This is a genomic window from Bacillus sp. UNC437CL72CviS29, assembly GCF_000482345.1.
Taxonomy (GTDB): Bacteria; Bacillota; Bacilli; order Bacillales; family Bacillaceae_G; genus Bacillus_A; species Bacillus_A arachidis.
Window position 1 is genome coordinate 166,740 of the sequence record NZ_KI535304.1, and the last position, 16,078, is coordinate 182,817.

The following is a 16,078-nucleotide window of genomic DNA, read 5'->3' on the forward strand; positions in this document are numbered from 1 at the left end:
TAATCTCCAACCTCAACTTATATGCGTTAAGCATGCAAAAAGGATCCTATCCGTGAAAGGATCCTTTTTGCATTATTTTGTAGCAATTAATGTGTACAAACCAGGGATGCGTTCTTCAATTCCTTCTGGGGCTGAAGAAGGAAAGACCCATCGTTGGTGCGGACCATGCTCTTCAGTAAACTTTTCAATGTGCAGGTTCGCTCCGGCAACTTCTGTAATAATTTCTCCTAACGTCCAGCGACGAATTAGTGTTTTGGGTAGTGTTTCTTGCTTCGTTTTATCAAGTAGGCTGCTATAAGCAACAGTATCCTCAATAATTTCTTCAAAAAAATAATCTCCGTTTGCCTTAAATTTTGGATCGTCTGTTGCTAATAATTTTGTATAAAGGGGATGATAGTCACGAAGTATAAAAGTACCGCCATTTTTTAGTAGTCCCGAGATAAGCTGAAAAAGTGGTTTGAGATCTAAAAAGTAATGAAGTACACCTAATTCTAGCAACACAACATCGAATGATTGAGAAGGTGTTATTTCTAACACATCTGAAACGATATATTCAATAGATACTCCCGCGGCATCTGCTAGTTCAGTTGCATATTTTGCGTTGCTTTCAGAAATATCTACAACGGTTACGTCAGCGCCTAATAATGCGAATGCCACAGCTTTATTTCCTTTTGAGCCGAGTAAATTGATGATCCGTTTCCCTTGGAGATTCTGTATGTAAGGTAAGTAGTAGGCTACTTCACGAGCGGGATTTTGCATTAGTTTCTTTGCGTATTCCTGTGGAGTACCGTGCCGATTCGTCCACGCTTCATAAGCAGCTGCACTCCAGCCTTTTTTATTGGCGGTGCTTAATTGTTGTTGATTCAATGAAATCACTCCCTTTTCTGAACATATAAATATTCGGAAGGGATTTTATATTTCCTTTTTTTGAATGAAAGTTTGATTTTTCTGTATTTTAGTCGTAAAATACGTGTTATATATGAAAAGCGTTGAAAAGGAAAAGTAGAGTGAAACCATTCTTTCCAGAGAGCTTCGGAAGCTGAGAAGAAGCAAGAATGTTCATTTGAACAATGGCCTTTGAGCTTCGTCCTGAACTTATCAAATGGTAATAGTAGGCGGCGACGAGAGTTGGTTCTCGTTATCAAAATCACAGTATAAGAGCATACGATTGCTCCGTACTTGATGAGGTCAGTTATGTGAATAGCTGGCGAAATAAGGTGGTACCGCGACTGTTTATACAGCCCCGCCCTTATCTTTTTAAAAGATAGGGGCGGGGCTTTTTTATATTTAAAAGGAGGAATGTAAGGTGAGTATTTTTATTGGAGGAGCTTGGCCATATGCGAATGGATCTTTACATCTTGGGCATGTTGCGTCCTTGTTATCAGGGGACATTTTAGCGCGTTATTATAGAGCAAAAGGAGAGCGCGTTCTTTACGTATCAGGAAGCGATTGTAATGGAACACCGATTGCCATTCGGGCAAAACAAGAAGGGGTTACTGCAAAAGAAATTGCTGATTATTATCATGAAGAGTTTGAGCGATGTTTTCAGCAGCTTGGTTTTACGTATGATTGTTATACGCGTACAGATGCGCAGCACCATCATGAAACAGTACAAAAGATTTTCTTACGTTTATTAGAAGAAGGTTTTATTTATAAAAAGGTAGTGGAACAAGCATACTGCGAAACGTGTGCACAATTTTTACCAGATCGATATGTAGAGGGAGTTTGTCCACATTGTCATGAACCGGCGCGCGGAGATCAATGTGATGCTTGCTCGGCCATTTTAGATCCACTTGATTTATTAGAAAAGAAGTGTAAGCTATGTGGAAATACGCCAGCAGTTAAGGAAACAGAGCATTTCTATTTTGCATTGCATAAATTTCAAGAACAGATGAAAGATGTAGTAACAGCTGCAAAACAAAAAGGAATATGGCGTGATAATGCCATTCAATTAACGGAGCGTTACTTACAAGAAGGATTACAGGACAGGGCTGTATCACGTGATTTACCAATTGGAGTACCAATTCCAGTGAAGGGATATGAGGACAAGAAAATTTACGTGTGGATTGAAGCAGTTTCAGGTTATTATTCAGCAAGTAAACGATGGTCTGAAGAAACAGGGGAAGATGACGGGGAGTTCTGGAGTAGTAATGCGAAGACATATTATGTGCACGGTAAGGACAATATCCCGTTCCATTCTATTATTTGGCCAGCTGTATTATTTGGAATCGGAGAAAAGGCAATTCCTCGTCATATTGTATCCAATGAATATTTAACGGTCGAGAAACGGAAGTTATCAACAAGTAAAAACTGGGCTGTATGGGTACCTGATATATTAGAGCGGTATGATTCAGATTCGATTCGGTATTTCTTAACGATTAATGCACCAGAAAATCGTGATACAGATTTTTCTTGGCGAGAATTTATTTATAGTCACAATAGTGAGCTTCTAGGTGCATATGGGAATTTTGTGAACCGTACACTGAAATTCATTGAGAAGTATTATGACGGTGTAGTACCGAATAGAAAAGTAAATGTAGAGCTGAAAGCAAGAATAGAGGAATTATATCAGAAAGTAGGAGATGCAATTGAACAGGCTCATTTTAAAGTAGCGCTGGAAACAATATTTGAAACGGTGCGCTTTGCAAATAAATATTTTGATGAGCGAGCGCCTTGGAAACAAAGGGAGGAAGACCCTATTGCTTGTGAAGATACAATTTCTCATTGTGTATATTTCATTGTGAATTTTGCGCAGTTACTTGAGCCGTTTTTACCATTTTCTAGTGAAAGAGTGCGGGATATATTATCAATTACAAGTGTGAACTGGAAATGCGAAAATACATTGCCAGAGCGAATCAGTCATGTGCAGCCATTGTTTGAGCGAATTGATATAAAGCAAATTGAAACAGAGATAGAAAAGCTATACGGAGCATTAAAGTAAGAAGAGCACATGATGTGCTCTTTTTTTAGGCGCTTTGTTCCACGTTCCGTCTCTTTTCTCTTCGTGCTGTAAGAATTTGCGGTGTAAAAATACCAATCAATATAAAAATGATGCCGAGCCATTGCAATAGCGATACGATTTCATGAACAAGTGTAATAGAAGCGATGATTGCTGTTGGTAGTTCAGCAGCACCTAAAATCGTTCCAAGTCCTGTTCCTACTTTTGGGACACCGATTGAGAAGCAAATAACTGGTACAATAACACCGAAAAATCCAAGGAAGAAAGCATATTTCCATAATCCAGCCTGCAAGGCACCGTCTGTTAAGAAGGTTGGAGGAAAGATTAAGCAAACAATCAGTGTAGCACTTGTTGTCATAAGGAAGCTTTTTGTATACGGTGGTACAGTTGTAGCAACGCGTCCACTAGCAAAGATATAAAAAGAAAAAGAGACAGCGGCTAATAGTCCAAAGATAATGCCTTTTGTAGAGAAGTTTTGTCCGAGCCCTTCAAACACGCCACCTGCAAATAATGTTCCGGCAAATAAAATGAGAATCGAGCTTACCTTTTCCCGGCTTGGTAACGTTTTGTTAGCGACGGCTTCAATGACAACCCCAATCCATGTAAATTGAAAAAGTAAAACAACGGCGATAGAAGCGGGTAATTCTTCTACAGAAATTGCGTAGAAAATTCCGGTCATGCTCATTGTTGTTCCGACAGCTAATAAAGAAAATGTTTGTTTTTTCGAGATGTTATGACGAGAGAAGAATAGAACAAGTAATAAAAGTCCAATCCAGCCAAATACATATTGTCCACCTAATAGCTCATGCGCAGAAAAACCATTCATAAAGCCGAGTTTGAAAATTGTCGAAAGTACGCCATAGCTGCAGGCGCCAAATAAAACTAATAATGAAAACTTAAATTTCTCCATAAAAATCCTCCTTTATAAATAAAAAACGCCCGCTGTCCAATAAAGGACAACGGGCGAACGAAACAGAGTAAAAACTCTACAAAATTCCGCCACTCACAAAAGGGTGTGAGTTTGGGTATAGAATAATTAAAAACTGATAGCTCCTTTTCTGCGCCATGCCAAGTGAACCAAAAAAAGAAAACGAGAGCAGGTTACAGTTTGTTCTTCATAGTCGCGACTTATACGCTTGAAAATCAAAGTAGGTCTGATTGTAGTTTATAGCAATCCCTTTTACATTTTCAATATAAAATACATGTAATGTTTTTCACAAGTCTTTGTGCTTCTTTAGAAGTTACGTGTATTCCATAAAATAAGAAGCTTTATAGAATTATCGGTGAGGAAAATGACGAAAAACGCTATTTTTTCATACATAATGAAGGAAAAATGAAAAAAAACGAAAATATATAATAGTTATTAGGGAATTTTGCATGAATATAGTTTATTTTGGTAGTTTCCTTACAAAAATGTAAGCTAAATGTAAGCTATTGTGATAGTTATTTCGACAATTTTTTTATACAATAATAATAACAGTTCGTACGTGATGGTGGATGCTGTAGATAAGAGCGAAAAGGAGAGATCGACATGGAATGGATTCATGAGTTATTTCAGCAATACGGTTATTGTGTAGTACTTTTTGGCTTGCTATTAGAGTATATTGCCCTTCCGTTTCCTGGAGAGCCAACACTAGCATACGCAGGGTTTTTGGCGCAAAAAGGAGATTTGCACTTACCTATTTTAATTATTTTGTCATTTATTGGTACAAGTGTTGGGATGACAATTCAGTACTTTTTAGGAAATAAACTAGGTATGCCTTTTGTACAGAAATATGGGAAGTATGTGTTTTTAACACAAAGAAAAATTGATTTAACAAGAATGTGGTTTGATAAATATGGATATTTCCTTATCTTTATCGGATTCTTTATTCCAGGCGTACGTCACTTTACAGGATACTTTGCAGGGATTATTAATTTGCCGTTCCGTCGCTTTGCAATGACGATTTACGCTGGTGCACTATTCTGGGTATCTTTCTTCTTAATTGGTGGTTATTGGTTAGGTGGAAACTTACATGATATTTTTGGATTGCTTGAACAGCACATTGGAAAAATTATCTTCGGAGTCATCGTTATTGTAGCGGTTACGTTAGGCGTTCGTTTCCGTAAACAATTAAAACGCGTATTTGTACAAAGTGTAAATTAATATGGAATCCATTCTATGTCGAAAATTGGAAGAACAGTGCGAGCGAGCACTGTTCTTTTTTATTGAAATCTAGCTCCATCCCCTCACATTCTGAGCGAGCCGCTTATGCTTTTTATCCTAAAATCCCCGCCTCAAGATTCAGAGAGAAATAGGGAAGCTAGGTGGGGGTAGTTCAATGTATGTTCCATTTTGCTTTTATTTTACCTGTAAGGTTTTCACCGGTAACTACAATATAATAGGTTCCTGTTTTTGTTGCTGCGAGTTGATAAGTATCTGTATTTATTTCGGAAACAGGTACGTTTTTGTTAAATTCACTAGCAAAGTGGAGACCATGACCATAGCTATTATTTCCCCCAACTAAAAATTGAACATTCATTTCAATAATTGCTCCCTCTTTAGCATAAATAGGGATTTTATGTTTCCCATTAAAATAGGAGAAGGTTGCTTCAAATTCATTTTCTGTCGTGTGTTCCACCCATTGTTCCTTCTTTGTAAAATCGATTGCTGCAATTGTAATAAATAAAATGGGAATGAGAATAGGGATACTATAGCGAAACCATTTTGCTTTTTGAGCGATATATGTGCATAAGTAAAAGAAAAGAGCACATATTGCTCCAATTGAACCTGCAATGAAATAGATGATAAATGGATCGCTACTAAACAACGGAAAAGGAAGAAAAAATAGATAACCAAAAATGATATACAGTAATGCTTTTTTTGTAATGTTTGTTTGTTTTAGAGCGAGTTTATCAATAATGAATGAGCACAAAATAGCATAGCAAAAGAGAGCATAGAACCAAGGGTTATACAGTAATGCAGATAATAACGCTGAGAGTTTATAGAAATCAAAGCTATCTTGTATAAAGAAAAAAAGTATAACAGAAAAAGAGAGAAAACAGGCGGCACAAAGTTTGATGAGAAGATCAGAAAAAATCTTTTTTTTATCCATAGTTCACCTCGCATATTATGTGTTTTAAATATATTAGATAGAACTTTTTAATATGAATGCATAATTATTTTTGATACATATCAATGTCAAAATGGAAATTATAATTGATAAAAAAGAGGCTGGAAGATTTATCTTCCAGCCTCTTTTTATTAAGAATTGCTCTCGATTCCTCGGCTATTCTCTTCTTCAGAATCTTGCAATAGGTTAAATACATCTGCCAAGCAAAAGGCGATAAACCAAGTCCAAAGACCGTGGAAGACAGCTGAGCTTAATTGAAGTGGTAATGTATAGTTTGTCATTGAGTAGGAAATACATCCCCCAACGATTCCGATCATTGTTAATAGCATTGTTTTTTGTGCATTTTCTTCTGGATTAAAGAGGAAGAAAATGTATCCGCCTAATATTGAAGCGCTTACAGCGGATTCGATTCCATTAAAAATGATATGTTCTCCAAGCTGAATGTTTGTCCAGAAGCAAATCATGCCTCCAATGATAGCAAACAGGGCAGCTACCATGTACCGTATATGCTGATTCATATGTTCATCTCCTTATGTAATAAGATGATTTGGAAGTCAAAAAGGTAGGTATAGTAAGTAAATAGAAGTTAATTTTAATTGTGTGAATCTTTTTGATAAAAGATTAATAGAAGAATAACTAAGATGGTTGTCTTTTTTTTTTTACGGTGTGACAATTATAACTGAAATATACCTGACTTCTCATTTCTTTTTTTGTAAGTCTTACTGTATTATAACATATTTAGCTTAATAATAATAGAATTATCTGATTTTGTAATAAGTGTAAAATAATTTTAAGAAATAAAGTATATGGATTAATATTCCATTTTATTGTACAATTAATTTAATTGAATTTTTAGTTAATTTAAAAGGGAGGGCATTAGATGGGGACACAAAAGCAGCATATCATAGTTACACCTACGAAAAGTATAGGCATTTCTTTAGTATTAACGTTTTTGTTTGGTTCTTTTGGAATGTTGTATTCAACAATTATTGGTGCAATTATTATGATTATTATTGAGTTAATTGTTGGTATTGTAACATTTGGTATAGGGCTTTTTGTTACACATTTTATTTGTATGGTTTGGGGAGCAATTGCCGCTCATAATTACAATCAAAGATTATTGAGTGGAACGAATACTTATACATCATAATTTAGCTGGCATAAGTAATTGATATGAACGAACATGCCGGCCATTGGTAATGAGGTAAAAAAAGACGCAAGGAATTGTAATTCCTTGCGTCTTCTTATATTCGTTTGAAACGTCCAACGATTTCAACGGTTTCTGTAATATTCATAAACGCATGATTGTCTACATGACGAATGATACGCTTTATTTCTCCTAATTCGTAACGAGTTACGACAGTATAAATCATTTTTTTCTTATGGTTGGTATAGCCACCGACAGCGTCTACCATTGTTACGCCACGTATGCCGTGATGCAGTAGTGCGCTTTTAATTTCCTCGCCTTTTTCTGTAATTGTCATTATCGTTAATTTAATGTGTTTTGTATGCACAGCATCGATTACCTTGCTGGCAACAAAACGGCTAATTAACGTGTACAGTGTAATGTCCCATCCGAAAATAAAGCCAGCGACAACAAGTAAGGCTAGGTTGAAGCCAAAAATAATGGCACCAATTGAAATGTCTTTATATTTCGCTACAATCAATCCAACAACATCAAAACCACCAGTGGATGATGCAAATCGGAATATAATTCCGGATGCTGCACCACAGATAACACCACCAAATACAGATGAAAGTAAAATGTCATTCGAAACTTGATGTACTGGGATAATGTTCATGGCTGCAGATGATACTGCCACGAAGTAAGCTGTTAAGAAAGTTGTTTTCTTCCCTAAGTAAAAATGACTTAGAACAAGTAGTGGGATGTTTAATAAAAAGATAAGTGCACCGATATTATAATGCATTAAATAACCGATAATCATCCCCACACCAGCGAAACCACCGCTAATCATATTATGCGGGATAAAAAACATATTCATTGAAATAGCATACAAAATGGAAGCTATAAAAATAACAATCAACTGTATTACAAATTCTAAATGAAATGTTCTAGCTGCTGGGAAGGATAAAAAGGCGGTGTCGGGAACGTAATCGGTGTCTCCTAATTGACCCATAGTATGTTTCATCTCCATATTCATTTTTGATTACAAGAAGAGAATAATGCTTTTTTCAAAAACTGGCAATAGTTTTATGGTAATGAAAAAATGTTTTAAATTTATGAAAATTCTAACCTAATTGGTGGTATATGTGGTTATAAGAAAAGAAGTGAATACAATGGAATTTTGTATCATATTTTGAAAAGAAAAGGAAATAGAGAACATCCAAAGAATGTGCTAAAATGAGCTTATTAAGGATGTGAAGCGATGGAATTTTTATTGCAAGATGCAATTCTATATATATCTTTTGTAACGACAGCGCTTTGTTTATTAGAAGTCTTTTTTCTCACTAATGTTTCTCGTTTTGTACGTCAACAAACATCAAGTGGTAGACAAAAAGCGTTTGCACTAGTTGATACATGTGAAGATAGTCTCAATAATGTTCCACTCTTTTCTATTTTCTATAAATATGGAATGGTTCGTTCGGTTCGTAGACAAGAATCGAGCGGAGAGAGTGACGAGGTCGGTCCGTATACACCAATGTTTCGCTAAATAATTACGAAACATTGGAGGAATGAACATGTTAAAATCATACCGAGCTGTGCTCGTTAGTTTATCATTATTATTTGTTTTTGTTTTATCTGGTTGTAGTAATAGCGGTCCAATTGATGCAAATAGTGCAGGGCTTTGGGACCATTATTTTGTTTATCCAATCTCATTTATGCTTCAATTTGTTGCTCATCATGTGCCTAGCGGAAGCTTTGGTATTGCAATCATTATCATTACGCTTGTGGTTCGTTCAGCGATGATTCCATTAGCTGTTTCGCAATATCGCAGTCAAATGAAAATGAAAAAAATGCAGCCTGAATTGCAGAAGCTAAAGAAAAAGCACGGTGATGTAAGCAAAGATATTGAAAAACAAAAACAGTATCAAAAAGAAATGTCAGAACTAATGAAAGCAGGCGGTTGGAACCCACTCGCTGGGTGCTGGCCAATCTTTATACAAATGCCAATTTTCTCAGCATTGTATTATGCGATTAGCCGGACTGAAGAGATTCGTACATCTTCATTTTTATGGGTAAACTTAGGACATGCAGATCCGTATCATATTTTACCGATTATCGCAGCGTTAACCACGTTTATTCAAATGAAAATTATGCAGTCAAATATAGCAGCAGGAGAGCAGGTTTCAATGCTTAAAATGCAGCAAGTTATGATGCCAGCAATGATCTTATTTATGGGATTTGCTGCACCATCAGGACTTGTCTTGTATTGGATTACAGGTAATCTATTTACAATGACACAAATGATTGTACTCAGAAAAGTGATGGAACGTGAAGAAGGACAATTACAAAATGCATAGAAGGAAGCCACTCATTTAGGAGTGGCTTTTTTGTGCTACTGAAGTTTGCTATTACATTTATGGTTGGAAATTCTTTTAAAAGTAGTTAAGGAAAAGTTAAGAAAGCAATTTTAGTATATGCAGTGTATACGAAAGTGTACAAGTTTTCGAAATCTATGTGATACAAAATGAAGGAGGAAGTTTCCTATGAAGAAGAAAAAAACAGTTGGATATTTAGTAGCTGCCGGAGCTTTATCACTAGGAATCATGGGGGGAGCAGGTATCCCTGCTTTCGCAGCAACTAACGATGCAAATTCTACAGTAGTATCAGACCAAACGACAAAAGGGAATTCGAATCAAAAATTGGATGAAGCAACGAAACAACAAGTAAAAACAATTATGGAGAACGCTAAAAAGCAATTAGCTGAATTAGGTGTGAATCTTCCTGAAAAAGGGAAGCGAGGAGAAATGTTCGCAAACCTTGATGATCAGACGAAAGAAAAAGTAAAAACGATTATAGAGCAGAAGAAAGCAGGAACATTAACGCATGAACAAGTAAAAACAAAATTAGCTGAACTAGGTGTGAATCTTCCTGAAAAAGGGAAGCGAGGAGAAATGTTCGCAAACCTTGATGATCAGACGAAAGAAAAAGCAAAAGCAATTATGAAGCAAAAGAAAGCAGGAACATTAACACGTGAACAAGTAAAAGAGAAATTGGCTGAACTAGGTGTGAACCTTCCTGAAAAAGGGAAGCGAGAAGAAATGTTTGCAAACCTTGATGATCAGACGAAAGAAAAAGCAAAAGCAATTATGGACAAAGCAAAAGCACAATTAGCTGATCTAGGTGTCGATTTTCCAATTAAGGATCATAAATTTTCGATGAAGAAAGCGAGTAACTAATGGAAATATAGAAAGTGTAAAAACTATTGATAGAGGTCTCTTTCGTTTGGGCAACCGAAAGAAACGACATAAAGTGTATTCGAGGACAGATTTCTCTCTTAAAGAAATCTGTCTTTTTTTATCGGAAATTAGAGAAATGTATTAGGTTCTGTTATAATATCAAGAAGAAATATTTTTTGTATGTTACATAAAAATATATTGATTATTTCTAAAAATTCAATATAATGAACAATAACTACAAAATTCGACATCAAGAAGTGATGATGAGGACACAATCAATTTTTTACGATTCTCAGAGAGGGAGGCCTTTGGCTGTGAGCTTCCTAATACGGAAAAATAGATTACCACCTCTGAACTGCAGCAGTGAACGAACAACTAGTAATTGCTTGCCGGCAAACACCGTTATCTAGACTTGAGAAATTGGTGAAGTATGCTTTATTTTATCAATTAAACAAGGGTGGAACCACGAATACAACACTCGTCCCTTTTTTAGGGAGGAGTGTTTTTTTATTTCATTTTTGCACCACACTAGGATTGGAAGGAGGAAATGCGGTATGCATCATGATGAGAAAAACAAAATTGGTTTAACTGTAGCACTATCTATCGTTGTTGGGACTATTATTGGGTCTGGTGTATTTATGAAGCCAGGAAGTGTATTAGATTACTCAGGGAGTTCTAATATGGCAATTCTCGCTTGGGTAATAGGTGGCTTGTTAACATTGGCTAGTGGTTTAACGGTAGCTGAAATCGGAGCGCAAATTCCAAAAAATGGTGGATTGTATACGTATTTAGAGGAGATTTATGGGAGTTTTTGGGGGTACTTATCTGGGTGGATGCAAACAATTGTTTATGGCCCAGCTATTATTGGGACATTAGGTTTGTATTTTAGTTCATTAATGATTAACTTTTTCTATTTAGATAAATCATGGAATTTACCAATTGCAATTGGAACAGTTGTATTCCTTGGTATTGTAAATAGTATGGGAACAAAATATGGGGGCATTGTCCAAACAATTACGACGGTCGGAAAGATGATTCCAATTGTATTAATTGTTGTGTTAGGTTTTTGGAAAGGGAATAGTGATATCTTTAATGTAGTTGTACCATTATCAGAGAATCAAAGTATTGGAATGGCGATTTTAGCAACGCTATTTGCATATGATGGTTGGATTTTACTGGCTTCTATTGGTGGTGAAATGAAGAATCCGACAAAGTTATTACCTAAGGCAATGACAGTGGGGATTTTAATTGTAACAGCTGCTTATGTATTAATTAACTTGGCATTATTAAAAGTGTTACCAGCAGCGAAAATTGTAGATCTTGGAGAAAATGCAACAGCGACAGCGGCTAATATGCTTCTTGGAGAATATGGCGGAAAAATTATTAGTATTGGTATTATCATTTCTATTTTCGGTTGTTTAAACGGAAAAATTTTAACATTCCCGCGCATTCCAATGTCAATGGCGGAACGTGGACAACTTCCATTTTCTAAGTTCATTGCAAAAGCACATGAGAAATTTAAAACACCTGCAAATGCAATTACTTTTGAAATTATATTAGGGATTATTTTAATGATTATTAGTGATCCAAATAAGCTCTCTGAGATTTCCGTGTTTATCATTTATATTTTCTATGTGATGACATTTATCGGTGTCTTTATTTTACGAAAACGAAATGAAGGAAAAGACCGTGCATACAGCGTGCCGTTATTTCCAATCGTACCAATTTTAGCGATTTTAGGGTCATTATTTGTAATTGGAAGTGCGATTATTAATGATCCGCTAAGTTGTTTCTTATCCATTGGAATGGTGTTTACAGGCCTTCCAGTTTATTGGTATTTAAATAAGAAAAAAGAAACTGAGATGTAAGAGTTAAAAAGCAGACGTATGATACGCCTGCTTTTTTTCTTTGTAAAAAATTGTTATTGATATGTGGAAGGATTTACACTTGATTGCAAATATCTTTTTGGTTACTATAGTTGTAGTAACCAAAAGAGAACGAGAGAAAGTGTGGGGAAAAACTTGAATTTTCGTGTATATATTTTAGCCATTGCGGCATTCGTAGTCGGGACGGTTGAGTTAATTATTGGGGGCACGCTGGATTTGGTAGCTGATGATTTAGGTGTATCCATTAGTGCGGCAGGTCAACTTATTACAATATTCTCAGTTGTATTTGCTCTTTCAGGGCCAATTCTATTAGCAGTGACAGGAAAAATTGAGCGTAAAACCTTATATATTGGAGCATTATCTGTTTTCTTGATCGGGAATATTGTTTCAGCGTTTAGTTTGAATTATACAATGCTTATGTTTTCAAGGGTCATTTGTGCGGCAAGTGGATCTCTTATTATTGCATTGTCAGTAACGCTAGCTTCTAGTGTTGTAGAGCCGCATTTCCGTGCGCGTGCAATCGGAATTATTTTTATGGGAATTAGCGGATCGCTTGTACTGGGCGTACCATTAGGCCTTGTGCTTGGGAATGCATACGGGTGGCGTGCACCATTTGTTTTAATTTCTGTATTAACAGTTATTGCAATTGCTAGTATTTCTTTATTCTTAACAAAGGTTCCACCGGTAGCGATATTGTCTGTAAGAGAACAGATTGCTACCTTGAAAGATAAAAAGATCGTGAGTGCGCAGTTAACATCATTTTTATTTTTAACAGGACATTTAACACTATATGCATATTTAACACCGTTTTTAAAAGATGTGATGCATGTGGAAGCGAACTGGATTAGCGCATTTTACTTTATTTTCGGTATTGCAGCAGTAATTGGTGGCGGCTTTGGTGGTTGGCTTGCAGATAAGTGGGGCTCTAAGAAAAGTATTATCTCTATTATTATCGTCTTTGCATGTGCCATCTTCACCTTACCGATGATGACATTCTCATTCCCTTTATTTATCATCATGATGGGACTTTGGAGCATGTTAAGCTGGGGGATTTCACCAGCACAGCAAAATTATTTAATTGAAATTGCACCCGAATCAGCCGGTATCCAGCAAAGCTTAAATAACTCCGCGCTTCATTTAGGTATTGCACTTGGCTCAACAGTGGGCGGAGCTGTTATTGAACAATCGTCTGTTATATATAATGCTTGGGTAGGCGGAGGTTTTGTGATTTTAGCATTACTTTGCGCAATTTTCTCGATCACGAGAGGGCAATCTACTCATATGGTAAAGAAGGAATCTATCGTTTGATAGGTTCTTTTTTATTGGGCTTGATGTGAAATATTGTTAATGTGAAGAGGATTTAAATGGAAAGGCGTGATAGATATGAATATGGATATAATAACATCTAGTATAGGAACTTTTTTTGCGTTAATCCCTATTCTTTTAATTGTATTTGTTTTTCGGTGGATTCGGCTCATGTATCTCAATTCTGAAGAACAGTTAAAACAAAATGAAAAGATAATCAAATTGTTGGAAGAGATAAAACAGCAAAATAAAAAATAGCAGAGGAAGGACCTTTGCTATTTTTAATATCTCAGCTTCATTAAAATGCTTCGTATTTCCTCATCGTTCATAAAGAGGTCATGATGCTTCTCTGTAATTTTTGCAAGCGCGACATCGTGGTAGAAAAACTCTGTAAAGAACTTTACGAATGGCTGAGACATTGTTTTCATTGCTTGCCAAGATTCTTGTTCCATCCCAGCAAATAAAATTTCTCGATCATCCACGATAAGCAATAAGTAACGTTCTAATGCGTTAGGTTCTTCGGTTGGAATGAGAAAGTGAACCTTTGTCAGTTCTGTCTCCACATTGCCAACTACAAGTGCCTCAATATCAACACCTTGCTTTGCTTTTTCTTCAAGTAAAGGAAGATACCCCAAAAATGTATCATTCCAAGCGGAAATGCGAATGGAGTGTTTAGCCTCTGCTACGATTTGTTTGCTTTGAACTTGAATAGAAGATTGCATTTTTAAGCTCCAAACACGGTCATCTATAAAGGAGCGTTTTGAAATGTTTGTTTGGAGTTCTTTAATATTTGATTGGAATTCTGTCGTTAATTTTTGAATGGCAAGGTCTAGTGGCAGGGCTGTATATAGTTTTTTCTTTTCTGAGACGGAATCCATAACCATTCCTTTATCGATGAGCCGTGCTAATACTTCATATATTTTCGCTTTTGGAACACCCGAATGCTTTACAATTGTTGTTGCATCTAGTGGTTCATCGCTTGATACTACGACTTCATATGCCTGGCTTTCATATTGAGAGAAACCGAATTTTTGTAACATAATGCCTCCCGAACAAGATAGATTCTATACATAAGAATAAAGAAGTATGTCCATTTACACAAGTGCTTCACTTTTTAACCAAGAAAAAAAGAATAGAATCCGAATGGATCCTATTCTGGTGTCGGTTTAGTTATGAATCGCTTTGAACATGAGCGCACCATTGTTTTCAGTAACAGTTAATGTACCGTTAATTGCTTGAGTTGAGAATTGCTTGGTTTGAAAGTAATCTTTCGAACCAAGTCTTTCTAATATGTTATTTAAATCTTGTTCGCTTAGAGATGAATCTAGAGAACGAATAACAGTCTTTATTGTGGAATAAAAGGCATCGATTTGTTCCTTAGATGTACCTGATCCAGCGATAGCAACAGCGGCAATTCCACCAGTTGCTTTATAAATGGAAACGCCTAATCCAAATGTAGTATTAAATGTTCCATTATATGTCGCGATTTGTGTTGTTTCAGAAAAGAGTTTAATGTTACTGATGCTAATACCATTTGAACTGCCAACTGAGTTAATTGCATTTACTAGCTTTTGCATGATTTGAGCCGTATCTACTGAAGCTGGTGGCGGAGTTGGATTAGGTGGCGGAGTTGGATTAGGTGGCGGAGTTGGATTAGGTGGCGGAGTTGGATTAGGTGGTGGGGTTGGATTAGGTGGTGGAGTTGGGATAGGTTGTGGGGTTGGACTAGGTGTAGGGGCTGGCTTTGGCTCAGGCTTCGCTTCAGATTTTTCTGCGGGCTTTGTGTCCTTCTGCCCTGTGTCACACGCTGTTGCTCCAAATAGAAGAGGAATAGCTAATAAAGTAAGAAATAACTTTTTCATGTGTCCACTTCCTTTCAAAAGGATAAGGTGATTAAAAAAGGATAACATCAATATATGCACAACAGATGGAGAAGGATTACTGCGAATAAGCATATTATGAAAAATAAATGAAAAGTATAGTTATGGTTAGTAAAGTAGGAGAGAGTTTTGTACAATAGAAATGAAGCAAATATAGGAGGGAAACTATCATGGCAATTGTTGATGTATCGATTATTCCAGTTGGAACAGGTAATCCAAGCGTAAGTGAATACGTAGCAGAAGTACAAAAAGTGTTAGAGAAAAATGCGGACCGCGTGAAGTATCAATTAACACCGATGAATACAGTAATTGAAGGAGATCTTCCTGTATTACTTGAAGTGATTGAACAAATGCATGAAGTACCATATACAAAAGGTGCAAAGCGTGTAGCGACAACAATTCGTATTGATGATCGTCGTGATAAAGAGAGCACAATGGAGAAGAAATTAAACTCTGTAAAATCGAAGCTATAGGATGGAATGAAAAGCAACCCAATGGGGTTGCTTTTTTTGTACGTATGAGAACAGGCACTTATAGAAAACGAGCTAATAAGATAATAAAAACTTAAAAAGA

General features: G+C 36.2%; 14 protein-coding genes, 2 pseudogenes and 2 other annotated features. Of the genes and pseudogenes, 9 read left to right on the plus strand and 7 right to left on the minus strand.

The features are described 5' to 3' along the window. Positions 1-46: 46 nt before the first annotated feature. A pseudogene (locus M014_RS0125045) lies at positions 47-867 on the minus strand (class I SAM-dependent methyltransferase). A gap of 113 nt (positions 868-980) precedes the next feature. Next, positions 981-1,254 (plus strand) — a binding site (T-box leader). A gap of 52 nt (positions 1,255-1,306) precedes the next feature. On the opposite strand from M014_RS0125045, the gene metG reads away from it, so the two are divergent. Next, on the plus strand, positions 1,307-2,941 hold the full coding sequence (gene metG, locus M014_RS0125050) for a methionine--tRNA ligase (RefSeq protein ID WP_026594135.1): 1,635 nt from the start codon (positions 1,307-1,309) through the stop codon (positions 2,939-2,941). 25 nt (positions 2,942-2,966) lie between these two features. Here the strand turns inward: metG and M014_RS0125055 are convergent, their stop codons facing one another. Next, positions 2,967-3,869 (minus strand): EamA family transporter, encoded by a 903-nt coding sequence (locus tag M014_RS0125055; protein WP_026594136.1) that lies wholly within the window; start codon positions 3,867-3,869, stop codon positions 2,967-2,969. Between the two features lie 621 nt (positions 3,870-4,490). On the opposite strand from M014_RS0125055, the gene M014_RS0125060 reads away from it, so the two are divergent. After that, complete coding sequence (locus M014_RS0125060; protein ID WP_026594137.1) at positions 4,491-5,105, plus strand: DedA family protein; 615 nt, start codon at positions 4,491-4,493, stop codon at positions 5,103-5,105. Positions 5,106-5,277: 172 nt separating this feature from the next. On the opposite strand, the gene M014_RS0125065 is transcribed toward M014_RS0125060, so the two are convergent. Both M014_RS0125065 and M014_RS0125070 read right to left on the minus strand, forming a co-directional pair. After that, complete coding sequence (locus M014_RS0125065; RefSeq protein WP_026594138.1) at positions 5,278-6,054, minus strand: hypothetical protein; 777 nt, start codon at positions 6,052-6,054, stop codon at positions 5,278-5,280. Between the two features lie 149 nt (positions 6,055-6,203). Next, positions 6,204-6,590, minus strand: a complete 387-nt coding sequence (locus tag M014_RS0125070) for a DUF3938 domain-containing protein (protein WP_026594139.1) — start codon at positions 6,588-6,590, stop codon at positions 6,204-6,206. A gap of 362 nt (positions 6,591-6,952) precedes the next feature. Here M014_RS0125070 and M014_RS0125075 point away from each other — a divergent pair, with 362 nt between their 5' ends. Further along, positions 6,953-7,222, plus strand: coding sequence for a hypothetical protein (locus tag M014_RS0125075; protein WP_026594140.1), 270 nt, complete (start codon positions 6,953-6,955; stop codon positions 7,220-7,222). A gap of 94 nt (positions 7,223-7,316) precedes the next feature. On the opposite strand, the gene M014_RS0125080 is transcribed toward M014_RS0125075, so the two are convergent. Next, positions 7,317-8,210 carry a YitT family protein gene (locus M014_RS0125080; RefSeq protein WP_026594141.1) on the minus strand — a complete coding sequence of 298 codons (894 nt, stop codon included), beginning with the start codon at positions 8,208-8,210 and terminating at the stop codon, positions 7,317-7,319. A gap of 249 nt (positions 8,211-8,459) precedes the next feature. Between M014_RS0125080 and M014_RS0125085 the strand changes: the two genes are divergently transcribed. The 5 genes and pseudogenes from M014_RS0125085 to M014_RS0125105 all read left to right on the plus strand — a co-directional run bounded on the left by M014_RS0125085 (position 8,460) and on the right by M014_RS0125105 (position 13,628). Then, the gene (locus M014_RS0125085; RefSeq protein ID WP_026594142.1) at positions 8,460-8,744 is read left to right on the plus strand and encodes a hypothetical protein; all 285 of its coding nucleotides are present in this window, start codon (positions 8,460-8,462) and stop codon (positions 8,742-8,744) included. A gap of 28 nt (positions 8,745-8,772) precedes the next feature. Continuing rightward, positions 8,773-9,555, plus strand: a complete 783-nt coding sequence (locus M014_RS0125090) for a membrane protein insertase YidC (protein WP_026594143.1) — start codon at positions 8,773-8,775, stop codon at positions 9,553-9,555. A 186-nt stretch (positions 9,556-9,741) separates the two neighbouring features. Next, positions 9,742-10,416, plus strand: a pseudogene (locus M014_RS0125095) (hypothetical protein); the annotation flags it as partial. Between the two features lie 269 nt (positions 10,417-10,685). Further along, positions 10,686-10,923, plus strand: a binding site (T-box leader). 65 nt (positions 10,924-10,988) lie between these two features. After that, a complete protein-coding gene (locus tag M014_RS0125100) occupies positions 10,989-12,302 on the plus strand; it encodes an APC family permease (RefSeq protein ID WP_026594145.1) in 1,314 nt (437 codons plus the stop codon). A 153-nt stretch (positions 12,303-12,455) separates the two neighbouring features. After that, complete coding sequence (locus M014_RS0125105) at positions 12,456-13,628, plus strand: MFS transporter (RefSeq protein WP_026594146.1); 1,173 nt, start codon at positions 12,456-12,458, stop codon at positions 13,626-13,628. Positions 13,629-13,906: 278 nt separating this feature from the next. Here the strand turns inward: M014_RS0125105 and M014_RS0125115 are convergent, their stop codons facing one another. Continuing rightward, positions 13,907-14,665, minus strand: a complete 759-nt coding sequence (locus tag M014_RS0125115) for a TrmB family transcriptional regulator (RefSeq protein ID WP_026594147.1) — start codon at positions 14,663-14,665, stop codon at positions 13,907-13,909. A gap of 126 nt (positions 14,666-14,791) precedes the next feature. Then, positions 14,792-15,487: a hypothetical protein gene (locus M014_RS0125120; RefSeq protein WP_026594148.1), complete on the minus strand. Its 696-nt coding sequence runs from the start codon at positions 15,485-15,487 to the stop codon at positions 14,792-14,794. Between the two features lie 188 nt (positions 15,488-15,675). On the opposite strand from M014_RS0125120, the gene M014_RS0125125 reads away from it, so the two are divergent. Next, the gene (locus M014_RS0125125; RefSeq protein WP_026594149.1) at positions 15,676-15,978 is read left to right on the plus strand and encodes an MTH1187 family thiamine-binding protein; all 303 of its coding nucleotides are present in this window, start codon (positions 15,676-15,678) and stop codon (positions 15,976-15,978) included. The last annotated feature ends 100 nt before the right edge of the window (positions 15,979-16,078 follow it).